Here is a 14,172-nt window from a genome sequence, read left to right on the forward strand (position 1 = left end):
TTCCATGATGAAAGCTAGCGCTATGTTTGACGTCGCTGAGATTGACTTTGCTTGGGACAGCCCTTGGGACTCCCTGGAGATGAAATGCGTCTATCAGGATATTGTTTTCTGGATCCTGTGTGATGTTACTCGAGAGATTGACCCCTATTACAAGACTAATTGCTACAAAGTAGATGATCCTGATAATATATTTGCAAGACCAACTACCGTAAACGACTTACATAACTTGTTCTGGGCATCTCCTTCGGAGATTTCTGAAGGGTGGTCTCTATTCAAAATGATAAACGGTAATTTTTCAGACACTAAGCTTTTTGAAATCCTCAATACATTTCTTTTCCTGAAAGACAAATCTACGGTTGCACAGCCAACGATAGATGAAATCATGGAGCTTTTGTTTGCCCGTGCTTCGCATTGGTCAGATAAACTGACGATTAAAGATCTCCTGCCGCAGCTGACTTCTGGCAGGATGATCCAGGTCCATGATCAGTCTCCGTCTGGAGGGCTGCCGCTGAACGTTATCGCGGAGCAAGTCCTGTTTTATAAAAGGCCGATACGATCTGACGAGCAGCTTATTCTTGCCCGTGCTTTGACATATCTTGGATGGCGACGGCATCGTACCGCCCAGACACGTCGATGGATTGCTCCTCCTGACTTTCCGACAAAAGATCCCGGCAAACTTCGATGGCATTACAGGTGACGATGTCCGCCAAAGCACAGCGACTTCGTGAGTACCTTTGCACGAGAGAAAACATCCCGCAGGCGATTATCATGGCGCTTGATGGTCATCAGAGTCCTATCGCCCAGGTTTGACCTGGCCAGCATGAGGATGGATGGATACCAGCAGAAACGGCTGTATGATGCGGGATTGTCCCTGATGGAACATCGAAAGACGATCCAGTTGCGCGACAGGCAGCCACATTCGGCCATCCGGAGCAAGGCAAGGTGCATCCGCCCAGTGCAGACGTGAATCCGAGAGCAGTTTCGTGATCTTTCCGGAAACGTCTCTCCGATAGACGCCGTCATCCTTCAGGTTGGTAAAGTAGAGATTTCCTGCAGTATCCATGGCGCTGCCCCCGATTGGAGGTAAATCTGCCCACGGCTGAACAGCCGCAGACAGATCAGTTGATGACACATCAGGATCATCGAGCAGTGCTGTCGGGATGCGGGACCACGGCCCTTGAAGCGGCCCGAAATACAGCCATTTCCCGTCCGGACTCACTTCAAGCGGATCGACATTCACCAGAAGCGGCTGATGCGGGTGGCTCTCCACGACGTGTCCGTCCATGATAATTGGCCGCCCTGTCCGTGCGCGTGTGGACGCGTCATTGTCCAGAACACGACGTGCCTGACCTGTTTTGATATCAAGAACGATCAGCGCGGCCTTGCCCGCATCCGTGAGATAGGCGTGCGTTCCGTTGAAACGGATATCGTCGATATAGCTGCCCGCCTGCGCGATCTCTGGGCCCAGAGGATAGATCCGCAGCACATGACCTGTTGCCGGATCAATGCGGACCAGTTTGGCTCCTTCAGGTATGGGAGCACCTCCAAAAGACGGAGTTCCAGTATCAACAACCCAGAGCGTGCCGTCAGGAGCAACGTGGAGGGCATTGACGCTGACAAACCGATGCGTTGCATCCTGCCCGGGTTTCCAGCCATTCCAGTCAGCATCTGGAAAAGGCTTTATCTTTCCATTCTTTGTCAGAAGACCCACGGCCGGCCCGGAAAATCCGGTCCAGCGAGGGCCCGCGACAAACACATGACCGCCAGCAAGCGCTACGGCGTTCCAGTCTATTGCGTTAGTAGTCGCCTCAATCCTGATGGTCTGAGCACGGGAAGAAACAGGATGCCCGCATACCCCAACGAAACCCGTGAAAACGGCAATGGCGATCCTGCGCAGGCCTCTTTTTGTGAAAGCATGCGGCTGATTCTGTTTCATGACTCCCATGCCGTCAGATCCCTGCGATAAAACCGGACGGCGTACCGTCGGCAGGATCCACGAACACCACGTCATCTGGCGCCCGTCGCGGCGTGTCGATGGCAAGGAAAACAACTGGATGGCTTAGAATGCGGGGTACGGCATGCACGGCCCGACGGGGGAACACCAAAAGATGGCCGGGGGCAAACGGCGCCTCCTCCTTGGGATCACCAATCCAGAACGTGCCTGTCCCGGACAGGACATGAAGCACTTCGTCGCACTGGGTATGATAATGAGGCGGCACATCCCGATAGATCCGGAAGACCCGGATACTCGCTTCCGGCTTGTCGGTCAGATAGGTGTCCAGCAGCATCGTGTCCGCCGTTTCGGGAAACGCCGCCGCAATTTTATTGAGATCGAAGCGACCTCCCATCCGGTTCAGGGTCATCAGATGCTCTTCGTCATTCATGAGGTCTGCTCCTCTCAAGCGCTTTGACTGTTTTCGTCATCGTTTTCTCCGTTTAGGCAGCAAAACCTTCGAGCACGATCTTGCCTTTGGCCTGACCACTCTCGATCAGAGCGTGAGCCTCCCGCAGATTGGCCGCAGTGATGAGCCCGAGATTTTTGCCGAGCGTCGTGCGAAGACGACCTTCCTCTACGAGATGCGATACGTCGTTCAGGAGTTTCCCTTGTGCGCTGATGTCTGCCGTTCCGAACAGTGAACGCGTGAACATCAGTTCCCAGTGCAGGGACAGGCTTTTGCGCTTGAGCGGTGCGGCATTGAGTTCAGCCGGATCATCAATCAGGCCGAAATGTCCCTGAGGGGCAAGAAGTTCGACGATCTGTGCCAGATGCCGATCTGTCTGCGTCGTTGAAAAAACAAAACCGGGGGCACCCGCAGGAAGGGCAGCAACCTGTGCGGCCAAAAGCTTGCTGTGATCGATCACGTAGTCTGCCCCGAGAGATGTGACCCAGTCCTGCATTTCGGGGCGCGAAGCCGTGGCAATGACCGTGATATCAGTCAGAACCTTGGCCAGCTGGATCGCCATGGAACTGACCCCGCCTGCGCCTCCAATGATCAATATGGACGGCGTCGTTCCCGGGACAGACCGACGAATGTCCAGACGATCGAAAAGCATCTCCCAGGCGGTGATTGCGGTCAGCGGTAAGGCCGCGGCTTCAGCCCAGTTCAGGGAGCGGGGTTTGCGACCGACAATCCGCTCATCGACTAGATGAAACTCGGCATTGGTCCCCGGACGATTGATCGCGCCCGCATAAAAGACCTCATCGCCGACAGAAAAATCCGTGACGTGGAGGGTTCGAAAAACTCTCTGTTTTTGATGCTTTCTATGTGATTCCCTTTCTTTGGTTTTGGTTGAGGGAATGCCGCTATGAAACAGCTTGGTTTCTTTGATGTTGAAGAGCGGCTTGCCCGTTTGAGCGGGCTTGGCGATCAGCTCGAAGCGTTCTCCCGGACAGTGGATTTTGAAGTGTTCCGCCCTGATCTGGAGCAGGCTTTGGCCTATTCAGACGGCAGTAAAGGCGGGCGTCCGCCGTTTGATCCGGTACTGATGTTCAAGATCCTGGTGATCCAGACGCTGAACAATTTGTCTGATGAACGGACGGAATATCTGATCAACGACCGCCTCTCTTTCATGCGCTTTTTAGGTCTGAGGCTGTCGGACCGTGTGCCTGATGCCAAAACGGTCTGGCTGTTCCGTGAACGCCTGACCCAGGCGGGGGCCATTGAAAGACTGTTTGACCGGTTTGACGCGACCCTGCGGAACGCGGGCTATCTGCCGATGTCGGGCCAGATCCTGGATGCAACATTGGTAGCCGCTCCAAAGCAGCGCAATACGAACGCTGAGAAAGCCGACCTCCGGGCAGGACGTACCCCCGAAGACTGGCAGGACAAGCCGGCAAAGCTGTCGCATAAGGATCGTCATGCACGATGGACACTGAAGTTCACGAAGGCGAAGCGTCAGGATGACGGGACGATCCCCACAACGGATCTGGCCATTCCGTTCTTTGGCTACAAGTCCCATGTCTCCATCGACAGGAAGTTCCGGTTCATCCGGAAATGGAAGACGACAGATGCCGCCGCCAGTGATGGTGCGCGATTGCGAGAAGGGCTGTTGGATAACACCAATACGGCCTCAAGCGTCTGGGCAGACACGGCGTATCGCTCCAAAGCCAATGAAGACTTCATGGAAAAGCAGGGATTTGTTTCGAAGGTTCACAGAAAAAAACCGCATCTCAAACCGATGCCCCGGCATATCCAGAGATCCAATGCAGGAAAGTCTGTGATCCGATCTCGTGTCGAGCATGTCTTTGCCGATCAGAAATCGCAGACGGGACTGTTCATCCGAACTGTCGGTATCACCCGGGCCACCATGAGGATCGGACTGGCCAATATTGTCTACAACATGCGCCGCTTTCTCTTCCTCGAACGATTGAGCGCGAGCGCGTAGTCATCCAGCGGGAAACAGCACTCGATCTGCTCAAAACGCAAACAGAAAACGCCCCAAAGAACCGTCAATCAAATCGCCAAAACCCAGAAATCACGGGCCAAGCACATCAATTGATGGTTCTTCGATCCCTCCAGATTCCAGGGCACTTCAATCTCTGAAATCTGCTCTCCTCAAAAGTTAGCGCTGCCCAGCAGAACGCGCGCCGCCGCGACGACCGGCAGCCCCTCGTGCCGACGGCGGCGGACCAGAACGGCGTCGGCCACCTCCGCCATTTCCACCACCACGCTGACCGCCGCCACGTCCGCCACCAAGAACCGGAGGACGCATTGTAGAATTCTGGGCTGCATCAGAATGATAAGGATGATCGGTTACGACCGGAATGGCCTTGTCGATCTTCTTTTCAATATCTTTCAACCAAGCGCGCTGTTCAGCATCACAGAGCGAAACAGCCCACCCCTCACGGCCCGCACGCGCCGTACGGCCAATACGATGAACATAGGATTCAGGAACATTCGGCAGATCGTAGTTAAAGACGTGAGATACATCGTCCACGTCGATACCACGTGCCGCAATATCCGTTGCGACAAGCACCTTGACTGTGCCGTTCCGGAAACCCGACATGGCACGCTCACGAGCGCCCTGTGACTTGTTTCCGTGAATGGCCTCAGCGGTAATGCCGTTCTTGTTAAGGAACTCTGCAACCTTGTTGGCTTCATGCTTCATCAGAGTAAAGACAACAGCACGCACGACATTTGAGCTCTCAACAAGCATCAGCGTCGCGTCTTTCTTCTTCTCCGACTCAACGAACATGACAGCCTGACGGATACGATCGACAGTACTGGATTCAGGCGTGACCTGAACGGTTGCAGGGTCACTCAGCAGGGAATGCGCCAGATCACTGATGGACTGCGGCATCGTTGCAGAGAACAGAACTGTCTGACGACGTGCAGGAAGAAGCGCCATAATGCGACGGATGTCACGAACAAAGCCCATGTCCAGCATCCGGTCGGCTTCATCAAGCACCAGAACTTCAAGAGCCGAGAGATCAATATACCCCTGCCCTACCAGATCCAGCAGTCGGCCAGGCGCTGCCACCAGAACATCAACACCACGACGCGTCGCTTCAATCTGCCGTCCCTGACCGACGCCACCGAAAACAACAGCATGAGATAGCTTCATGTGACGGGCATAAGCCCCAAAGCTTTCGTCAATCTGGGACGCAAGCTCACGTGTTGGAGCCAACACCAGAACGCGGACGGTCTTTGGCGCCGGGGGACGACGATTTCGCAGAAGGTAATCAAGGATCGGCAGAGCAAAAGCCGCTGTCTTTCCCGTTCCTGTCTGTGCCAACCCCAGGAGATCGCGCCCTTCAAGAAGATGAGGGATTGCGCCAGCCTGAATAGGGGTCGGCGTTGTATATCCTTCCTCGGCAAGCGCCTTCTGGATTGGTTCGGCAAGATTGAGCTCTGCGAAACTGGTCATGGACCCCTCCTGAGGGATAACAAGGCCTGGCTCGCACAGCCCGAGCCGCACTTTTGGAGCACGAAAGGACGCCTGCTTTGAGCCTAGAGTTGATGAGAGACGGCTCTCAGCTGACTTCAGCCAGCATCACGACCAGTTGCCAGCCACTGAGACTAAGCAAATCCAGTCACTTCATTTTTCAAAAAGAACCATGAAGCCTGATACCTGAACGCCAAAACCAAATCAGCATGACGACGAAACCGTCAGCATCTCCCTGCGTTAACGGCTGGGATATCTGCGGATTGATGTAGGGCACGTTCCCTTCCACCGCAAGAGAAGCGAACTCCCGATTCATAAAAAATCATTATTATTTCACGCGTTTTGTAAAACCGTGAATCATCTCGCAACGAAGAATGCAGCGGGAGAAAAGAATACCCCTCTCATCCACTCAAACAGAAACGGCCCCCTGGAAAAAAGAGCGACCTTCTAGCCGCGACTGAGCAGAAAAAGAGCCTGCTCTCCAAACAGGTTGGCAAACCGGATAGATCGTCTCCAGGGCGCCTTCAGTCCGTCTTCATCCACAGCGAGCCACTGCCGGACAACATACCCATCCTCCTCACAAAGAGCGAGAAAATCCCTGATCGTACAAGGATGAATATTCGGTGTGGAGTACCAAGGCGTACCCCATACCGGCGTCATAGGCATACGTCCGGTTGTCAGAAGCTGCAGCCGTAAACGCCAGTGCCCGAAATTCGGAAAAGAGATGATGGCATGACGGCCAATACGCAGCATCTGCCTCAGCACTTCTCGCGGACGCTCTACAGCCTGCAGCGTCCTCTGAAGGACAACATAATCGAATGCATCATCCGGATAGTGTGCAAGATCGTGATCCGCGTCACCATGCATGACCGGAAGACCGTGAGCGACCGACTGAGTGACACTCTGCATGTCAATTTCGATACCTCGGGCATCACAGCTGCGGGTACGATACAGATAGTCGATCAGAGTACCATCGCCACTGCCGACATCCAGAACGCGCGCTTTCGCAGGAATCATCTCTGCAATCAGTCGTTGATCAACGCGCATCAGTGTGTTTCCTCCCTGGTAAGACCCGCATGTTCGGCAGCACCATTTAGGAAACCTCTTACGGTTCGATCCAGATCAGGCTCATCAAGAAGAAACGCGTCATGCCCACGGTCACTTTCGATTTCTACAAAAGAGACGTTTGCTCCAGCTTTGTTCAAAGCACGCACCAGCAGCCGGGACTGAGACGTCGGGAAAAGCCAGTCAGAACTGAAAGACACGACACAGAAACGCGTCTCGCACTTTCCAAACGGAGCAGATAGATCGCCGTCATGCTCGGCAGCCAGATCAAAATAATCCATCGCCCGCGTAATTGTCAGATAAGAGTTTGCATCAAATCTTCGGACGAATGTTGACCCCTGATGCCGGAGATAACTTTCAACCTCAAACATTTCACCAAACAGCGACGGACTGCTCGCTGCGGGAATGGCCGTAGCTGTTTCCTTGCGAACACGCCGACCAAATTTTCGACTCAGAGCCTCTTCTGAGAGATAGGTGATGTGCGCCATCATACGCGCAACCCCCAGACCACGTGCCGGAATGGCACCAAAATCTCGGTAATGTCCGTCATGCCAGTGAGGATCTGCGAAGATAGCCTGACGACTAACCTCGTTAAACGCAATGTTCTGCGCCGAATGAAAAGGCGACGTGGCAATTGGTAAAGCTGCGAAAACGCGCTCCGGATGATCCGCCACCCATGTCAGCGCCTGCATACCGCCCATTGATCCACCCACGACAGCAAAGAGGCGTTCAATTCCAAGATAATCTACCAGACGGACCTGAGAGGCCACGATGTCATGCATCGTAATAGGGGGAAACTCGCTGTCCCAGGCTTTGCCCGTCTCGGAACAGAGGGATCGTGGCCCCGTGGACCCCATGCAACCTCCAAGGACATTCGGACAGATCACAAAAAAGCGGTCCGTATCGATTGGAAGTCCGGGGCCGACCATACGGCTCCACCAGCCAGGCTTCCCCGTCAGCGGATTAGGCTCTGCAAGATACTGATCTCCCGTCAACGCATGGCAGACAAGGATGGCGTTATCGCGGGTAGCAGACAACGTGCCGTATGTGCAGTAAGCGACTTCCAGAGGCGCCAGATGAGCACCGCATTCCAGCGCCATTCCTTCTTCCAGACACATGGTTTGATGCGTGTAGACAGGACCTTCCTCAACGGAAGAAGACACACTGCGATCCATCAGTTCCCACCTCGACTGCCTTCCGGGGCGGACGGTATGACATTGTCCCGGCGACACAGCAAATTTCTTTCTCGATTGACGATAAATTAACGGTATTGAATTTTGTTAAGAAACAGTAAAAAACTGTTCCATGCCAAACGGTCTTACAACCTGCGTTCGCTCTAGTCCTTCTTTTGCTTCAGCGCGCCCTACAGCCCTTCAGATCCTCGGATACTCGGGGACATTTGATGCCGCCTATTATCTGAAGACCAATCCTGACCTGAAAAATATGGGAACAGCCGTTCTCCGGCATTACCATCATTGTGGCTGGAAAGAAGGACGCAAACCCAACCCGTTCTTTGATCCACGCTGGTATCTGCAGCAATACCCGGACGTTCTTGGCGACCCTTTGCTTCATTACGTTACCGCTGGAGAAAAGGAAGGCCGTAAGCCCATCATGTGGTTTGATCCGGCCTGGTATACCCAAACCTATACCATTCCCGAGGGAATGCTGGCCTTGGCGCATTATCTGCTGAACCGGCACACTCAGATCCTTCAACCCATCGCAGAGTTTGATCCGGCTTTTTATCTGAAAGCTTACCCAGATGTTGCTGCAGCAGGGATAGATCCCCTCGAACACTATATGATCCAGGGATTTCGTGAGGCCAGACAGCCTTTTGAAGCGTTTGATCCAGTCTATTATCGCAAGAACTACCTGCGACATGAACCAGATATAAACCCTCTCCTGCATTACCTGGAAAACAGACACAAACCCAGCATTCATCCCGCACAACCACAAGGTGAACTCACGGTCTTCCGAGAAGTTCGTCGACGCAGTACGCCCGGGCCACTGTTTGAAAAGACTCAACCCCTTCCAGAGAGTGCGATCCGCCGCGCACGTGTCTTGGCCTATTATCTGCCGCAATATCACGCCACTCCGGAAAACAATGCCTGGTGGGGAGACGGCTTTACGGAATGGACAAATACGTCCCGCGCGCTCCCCCGGTTCGCTGACCACTATCAACCGCGCATTCCTCGCGACCTTGGCCATTACACACTGACGTCTCCAGATTTATTAAAGAGACAGGCAGACATGGCAAAGGCCGCGGGAATTGAAGGTTTCGTCTTCTATTTCTACTGGTTCAATCGCAAACGGCTTCTTGATGGACCGCTGGAAATGCTTCTGGCCAATCCTGATATTGATCTGCCGTTCTGCCTCATGTGGGCCAATGAAAACTGGAGCCGCAGATGGGATGGATCCGACAACGACATTCTCATTGCACAGGATTACCGGCCGGAAGACGATCATGCCCTGATTGATTGCTTTGCACGCCATATGTGTGATCCGCGCTATATCCAGGTTCAAGGTCGCCCTCTCCTCATGGTGTATAGGCCAGGGACTATCCCGGATGCACCTCAGGCTTTTGAAAGGTGGCGCAAACTTTTCAGAAAACGGCATAACCTGAATCCGATTTTTGTCATGGGACAGGCTTTTAATGCCGAAAACCCACGTGATTTTGGCGTAGATGGAGCCATCGAATTTCCGCCCCACAAGGTCGTTGCAAATTGTAGCCTTATCAATGAGCGCGTCCGACTAATGGACGAAGATTTCCGCGGCCAGATATACGACTACTCAGATATCGTCGAAAATGCTCTCAAGCAGCCCCCGACAACCTATCCTCTGATACGGACCGCAGCCCCCTCCTGGGATAATGATGCGCGCCGCCAGGGACAGGGACTGGTCCTGCATGGATCTACACCCAACCTTTATGAGCGATGGCTGACAGGTTTGGTCGATCAGGCTCAAAAAGAACGGTTCTTCGGCGAGCCCATCGTCTGCATCAATGCCTGGAATGAATGGGCTGAAGGTGCATATCTTGAACCCGACGTACATTTCGGCAGCGCTTATTTGAATGCGACAGCCAGAGCATGCACGGGGTTTAAAAGCTCGTTAAACAAGGCTCGCCTCCTTCTGATCGGTCACGATGCATTTCCCGCAGGTGCTCAAAGACTGCTTCTCGAAGTAGGTCGCACCCTTCGCAAATCTTTTGGCGTGGATATTCGCTTTATCCTGCTGGAAGGAGGAGCGATGGTCGACGAATACAGACGCATTGCCCCCGTAGAAATTCTTTCCATCACTTCTCCAGAAACAAGCAAAAGACTGAGCGCCTTGAATAAAGAAGGCTTTCAGCGAGCTATCCTCAACAGTGCAGCATCATCACCATTAGCACCCGCTCTTTTCGAGAACAGCATTCAATACATATTTTTGATCCACGAATTGCCAAATATCCTAAATACCCGCAATCTGATCAGTGCAATGCAGAAAGGTTGCGATCTGGCATGTTCCATTATGCTCCCAGCCCAGATCGTTGCCCAACGTCTTGGGGTAGAAAAGCACCCCAAACTGAACATTCTGCCGCAAGGTCTTTATCAACCCCCTGTTTTGAGCACTAGCGCACGGCAAGCCTTTCATCAAAAACTAGGGCTGACAGGAGCAACGTTTTTAGTGCTCGGAGCTGGCTATGCAGATATGCGAAAAGGCTTCGATCTTTTCCTGCAACTGTGGCGTACCCTGCGAAATGACGCTCACTTCGTCTGGCTGGGAGACATAGACCCTACTCTCCAGGACGGACTCCGCTCAGAGCTTGATCTAGCACTGCTGTCAGGAACATTTCATATGCCGGGAAATGTAAAAAACATATCTGACTGGCTATCCGCAGCAGATGTTTTTGCCCTGACATCCAGAGAGGCCCCCTACCCGTCTGTCGCTCTTGAGGCTGTCAGCGCAGGACTATCTTGCGTCGCATTTGAAGATAGCGGTGGGATTCCCGCCTTTCTAAAAGATCTAAATTCAGAGGATATCGATCATTTAACCGTTCCACTCGGTGACATCAATGCAATGGCGAAAGCTCTCCTTGCACTGGGGAGTCAATCAAAAAACCGACCGTTTCTGCATCGCAGAAAAATCGCACAAAAGATGCAACGCCAGCTTGATTTCAAATCTTATGCTGAAGCCCTTTTGTATCGAGCGCTCCCGAAACTTCCGAACGTTTCGGTTGTCGTCCCGTCCTATAACTACGCGCGCTACCTAGAAAGTCGACTGGTTTCCATTTTCACACAGACACTTCCTGTTCTTGAAATTATTGTTTTGGATGATGCTTCAACTGATAAAAGCCTAGATATTGCACAAAATACTGCCAGAGAATGGCAACGCGAAATCCGCATTATCAAAGGACGCAAACCTTCAGGGTCAGTTTTTCGCCAGTGGAACAAAGCACTGAAAGAGGCCCGAGGAGAATGGATCTGGATTGCAGAAGCAGATGATCTTTGTGATCCGCAGTTTTTAGAAAAGCTTTTTGACGCTTTACAACAGCACCCCAATGCCACAATGGCCTTCAGCGACAGCAGATCCATTGATACGAATGGCGATCCTCTGACTTCGTCTTACCGTAATTACTGCTCCGAGACAGCAGGCAGCATCCTTGATCACGATGGGTATTTTCAAGGACGCGATTTTCTGAAGACCTGTCTCTCAGAACGTAATCTCATTCTCAACGTAAGCGGAGCTGTTTTCAAACGCACCCCAATGCGCGCCGCTCTCCGCAGATGCCAACCAGACCTTAGAACACTCAGTATTGCGGGAGATTGGCTTATTTACCTTGAGCTATTAGATCAAAATAAAACAGGCATTGTTTACGTCAAAGAGCCCCTGAACATTCACCGACGCCATGAAAATTCAGCAACACAGCGCCTCAACAAAGATAAACACATCAATGAAATAAAATTTATGCACACAACCATTTCTAAACGAATAAATCTCTCCGATGAGAAAATAATAAAGCAAAAGATCTACCAAATAAAAATTATCAATCAATTTAATACTTAATTTAAAAAAGAAATTATTTAAGTTTATACTTCAATAAATTTTATCAATTTTGTTTTTTAAACTCTGTTGTTTTACCCCTACCTCTGACTTCTTCTGAGTTAGGGTCTGTGTGTTGTTTGTATGGACTTATTGGTGTGCTGAGCAAAAGCCTCTGGTGTCATGTTCTTAAGGCTGGTGTGGGACCTGACAGCGTTATAGTTGGCTTTTCTACGTTTCGTTCTGAACGGATATGGAAACAGGTTGAGAGACGGCCCAGTGGGTCACTGGTGTGATGGAAACGTGCGTGATTGCCTGGCCTTCTTTTCGAGGGTCGGGCCGCAATGAGACGACTGATATGACGCGGCAACATCTGCATCAGCGGTCGATTTGTAGGGATTTATGATGGGATTGGTTGCGGGGGCAGGATTTGAACCTGCGGCCTTCAGGTTATGAGCCTGACGAGCTACCGGGCTGCTCCACCCCGCGGTGGTATGTATGATGTTGGTTTTTGGGAGGATTGTGAGTGGGCTGGGGGACCTGGCGGCGACCGACTTTTCCGCACCTTGAGGTGCAGTATCATAGGCGCTGAGGGATTTCACGGCCGAGTTCGGGATGGGATCGGGTGTAGGGCCCTCGCAATGGCCACCAGGTCTTCCAGCCCACCCAGTCTTTTTGAGAGTGGGTGGAGGTTGGTGTTTTATGAGTGTGGCTGATTTCTGTGCATGTGTTTGATGTGAGGATTATGAGCGATTAGGACCGGTTAGCTGCATGCATTACTGCACTTTCACACCCGGCCTATCGACGTGATGGTCTCTCACGGCTCTATGAGACCTTGTTTTGAGGTGGGTTTCCCGCTTAGATGCTTTCAGCGGTTATCCCGTCCATACTTAGCTACCCGGCTGTGCCACTGGCGTGACAACCGGTGCACCAGAGGTATGTTCATCCCGGTCCTCTCGTACTAGGGACAAATCCTCTCAAGTCTCTTACACCCACGGCAGATAGGGACCGAACTGTCTCACGACGTTCTAAACCCAGCTCACGTACCACTTTAATCGGCGAACAGCCGAACCCTTGGGACCTGCTCCAGCCCCAGGATGTGATGAGCCGACATCGAGGTGCCAAACCTCCCCGTCGATGTGGACTCTGATCAGGGGAGATCAGCCTGTTATCCCTAGAGTACCTTTTATCCGTTGAGCGATGGCCCGTCCACGTGGGACCACCGGATCACTATGGCCGACTTTCGTCTCTGCTCGAACTGTCATTCTCGCAGTCAGGCGGGCTTATGCCATTGCACTCGACAGCCGGTTTCCGACCGGCCTGAGCCCACCATCGCGCGCCTCCGTTACACTTTGGGAGGCGACCGCCCCAGTCAAACTGCCCACCATGCAGGGTCCCGGACCAGGCTTACTGGTCTCGGTTAGACATCAGAAAAATTCAGGGTCGTATTTCAAGGGTGGCTCCACCGGTGCTGGCGCCCGGCTTCAAAGCCTCCGACCTATCCTACACAGGATTTTCCTGATGCCACTGCAAAGCTGCAGTAAAGGTTCATAGGGTCTTTCCGTCTGACCGCGGGTACCCCGCATCTTCACGGGGAATTCAATTTCGCTGAGTTCGATGCTGGAGACAGTGGGGAAGTCGTTACGCCATTCGTGCAGGTCGGAACTTACCCGACAAGGAATTTCGCTACCTTAGGACCGTTATAGTTACGGCCGCCGTTTACCGGGGCTTCAATTCAATGCTTGCACATCTCCTCTTAACCTTCCGGCACCGGGCAGGCGTCAGGCCCTATACGTCATCTCACGATTTCGCAGAGCCCTGTGTTTTTACTAAACAGTCGCTACCCCCTGGTCTGTGCCACCCAATCATGGTTGCCCACGGTTGGGTCTCGTTTATCCCGAAGTTACACGAGCAATTTGCCTAGTTCCTTCAGCATCGTTCTCTCAAGCGCCTTGGTATTCTCTACCAGTCCACCTGTGTCGGTTTCGGGTACGGTCTATACGCCAGAGCTATTTCCTGGAATGATCAAAAAGCCTGTTCAATCCGTTAAGGACAGACAACATTTCTCATTCGTCACTTCTGGCAGGCCTAGGAATATTCACCTAGTTCCCATCGACTACGGCTCTCGCCCTCGCCTTAGGGGCCGGCTCACCCTGCGTGGATTAACCTTGCGCAGGAACCCTTGGACTTTCGGCGACAGTGTTT

General features: G+C 52.6%; 8 protein-coding genes, 1 tRNA gene, 2 rRNA genes and 1 pseudogene (1 of these 12 only partly in view). 3 read left to right on the forward strand and 9 right to left on the reverse strand.

All coding sequences use genetic code 11. From position 1 onward, the window contains the following. Positions 1 to 4 precede the first annotated feature (4 nt). Positions 5 to 697 (forward strand): hypothetical protein, encoded by a 693-nt coding sequence (locus AC3B6F_RS00665; protein ID WP_415576912.1) that lies wholly within the window; start codon positions 5 to 7, stop codon positions 695 to 697. A gap of 96 nt (positions 698 to 793) precedes the next feature. Here AC3B6F_RS00665 and AC3B6F_RS00670 read toward each other — a convergent pair whose 3' ends face one another. The 3 genes and pseudogenes from AC3B6F_RS00670 to AC3B6F_RS00680 form a co-directional block, all read right to left on the reverse strand. After that, a complete protein-coding gene (locus tag AC3B6F_RS00670; protein WP_489823010.1) occupies positions 794 to 1,936 on the reverse strand; it encodes an L-dopachrome tautomerase-related protein in 1,143 nt (380 codons plus the stop codon). A 13-nt stretch (positions 1,937 to 1,949) separates the two neighbouring features. After that, entirely contained in the window at positions 1,950 to 2,384 is a 435-nt protein-coding gene (locus tag AC3B6F_RS00675; RefSeq protein WP_489823011.1) for a cupin domain-containing protein, read from the reverse strand. Between the two features lie 52 nt (positions 2,385 to 2,436). Next, positions 2,437 to 3,225 (reverse strand): annotated as a pseudogene (locus AC3B6F_RS00680) (zinc-binding alcohol dehydrogenase family protein); the annotation flags it as partial. Between the two features lie 81 nt (positions 3,226 to 3,306). On the opposite strand from AC3B6F_RS00680, the gene AC3B6F_RS00685 reads away from it, so the two are divergent. Then, positions 3,307 to 4,386 carry an IS5 family transposase gene (locus AC3B6F_RS00685; protein WP_489823012.1) on the forward strand — a complete coding sequence of 360 codons (1,080 nt, stop codon included), beginning with the start codon at positions 3,307 to 3,309 and terminating at the stop codon, positions 4,384 to 4,386. Between the two features lie 177 nt (positions 4,387 to 4,563). Here the strand turns inward: AC3B6F_RS00685 and AC3B6F_RS00690 are convergent, their stop codons facing one another. The 3 genes from AC3B6F_RS00690 to metX all read right to left on the reverse strand — a co-directional run bounded on the left by AC3B6F_RS00690 (position 4,564) and on the right by metX (position 8,126). Then, a complete protein-coding gene (locus tag AC3B6F_RS00690; RefSeq protein WP_489823013.1) occupies positions 4,564 to 5,868 on the reverse strand; it encodes a DEAD/DEAH box helicase in 1,305 nt (434 codons plus the stop codon). A gap of 465 nt (positions 5,869 to 6,333) precedes the next feature. Next, positions 6,334 to 6,933 carry a methionine biosynthesis protein MetW gene (gene metW, locus AC3B6F_RS00695; RefSeq protein WP_489823014.1) on the reverse strand — a complete coding sequence of 200 codons (600 nt, stop codon included), beginning with the start codon at positions 6,931 to 6,933 and terminating at the stop codon, positions 6,334 to 6,336. Next, the gene (gene metX, locus AC3B6F_RS00700; protein WP_489823015.1) at positions 6,933 to 8,126 is read right to left on the reverse strand and encodes a homoserine O-acetyltransferase MetX; all 1,194 of its coding nucleotides are present in this window, start codon (positions 8,124 to 8,126) and stop codon (positions 6,933 to 6,935) included. Before metX ends, metW begins: the two co-directional genes overlap by 1 nt. A 130-nt stretch (positions 8,127 to 8,256) precedes the next feature. Here metX and AC3B6F_RS00705 point away from each other — a divergent pair, with 130 nt between their 5' ends. Then, complete coding sequence (locus AC3B6F_RS00705; protein ID WP_489823016.1) at positions 8,257 to 11,991, forward strand: glycoside hydrolase family 99-like domain-containing protein; 3,735 nt, start codon at positions 8,257 to 8,259, stop codon at positions 11,989 to 11,991. Between the two features lie 388 nt (positions 11,992 to 12,379). Here the strand turns inward: AC3B6F_RS00705 and AC3B6F_RS00710 are convergent. The 3 genes from AC3B6F_RS00710 to AC3B6F_RS00720 form a co-directional block, all read right to left on the reverse strand. Further along, positions 12,380 to 12,456, reverse strand: a tRNA-Met gene (locus tag AC3B6F_RS00710). Between the two features lie 49 nt (positions 12,457 to 12,505). After that, a 5S ribosomal RNA gene (gene rrf / locus AC3B6F_RS00715) occupies positions 12,506 to 12,620 on the reverse strand. A gap of 80 nt (positions 12,621 to 12,700) precedes the next feature. Continuing rightward, positions 12,701 to 14,172, reverse strand: a 23S ribosomal RNA gene (locus tag AC3B6F_RS00720) (it continues 1,264 nt past the right edge of the window).

It is taken from the genome of Gluconobacter sp. ESL1110 (genome assembly GCF_058107395.1).

Coding starts and splice junctions, on each gene's coding strand:
- AC3B6F_RS00685 (WP_489823012.1), top strand. CDS start 3,307: ATGAAACAGCTTGGTTTCTTTGATGTTGAAGAGCGGCTTGCCCGTTTG.
- AC3B6F_RS00665 (WP_415576912.1), top strand. CDS start 5: ATGATGAAAGCTAGCGCTATGTTTGACGTCGCTGAGATTGACTTTGCT.
- AC3B6F_RS00675 (WP_489823011.1), bottom strand. CDS start 2,384: ATGAATGACGAAGAGCATCTGATGACCCTGAACCGGATGGGAGGTCGC.
- AC3B6F_RS00690 (WP_489823013.1), bottom strand. CDS start 5,868: ATGACCAGTTTCGCAGAGCTCAATCTTGCCGAACCAATCCAGAAGGCG.
- metX (WP_489823015.1), bottom strand. CDS start 8,126: ATGGATCGCAGTGTGTCTTCTTCCGTTGAGGAAGGTCCTGTCTACACG.
- AC3B6F_RS00705 (WP_489823016.1), top strand. CDS start 8,257: ATGCCAAACGGTCTTACAACCTGCGTTCGCTCTAGTCCTTCTTTTGCT.
- metW (WP_489823014.1), bottom strand. CDS start 6,933: ATGCGCGTTGATCAACGACTGATTGCAGAGATGATTCCTGCGAAAGCG.
- AC3B6F_RS00670 (WP_489823010.1), bottom strand. CDS start 1,936: ATGAAACAGAATCAGCCGCATGCTTTCACAAAAAGAGGCCTGCGCAGG.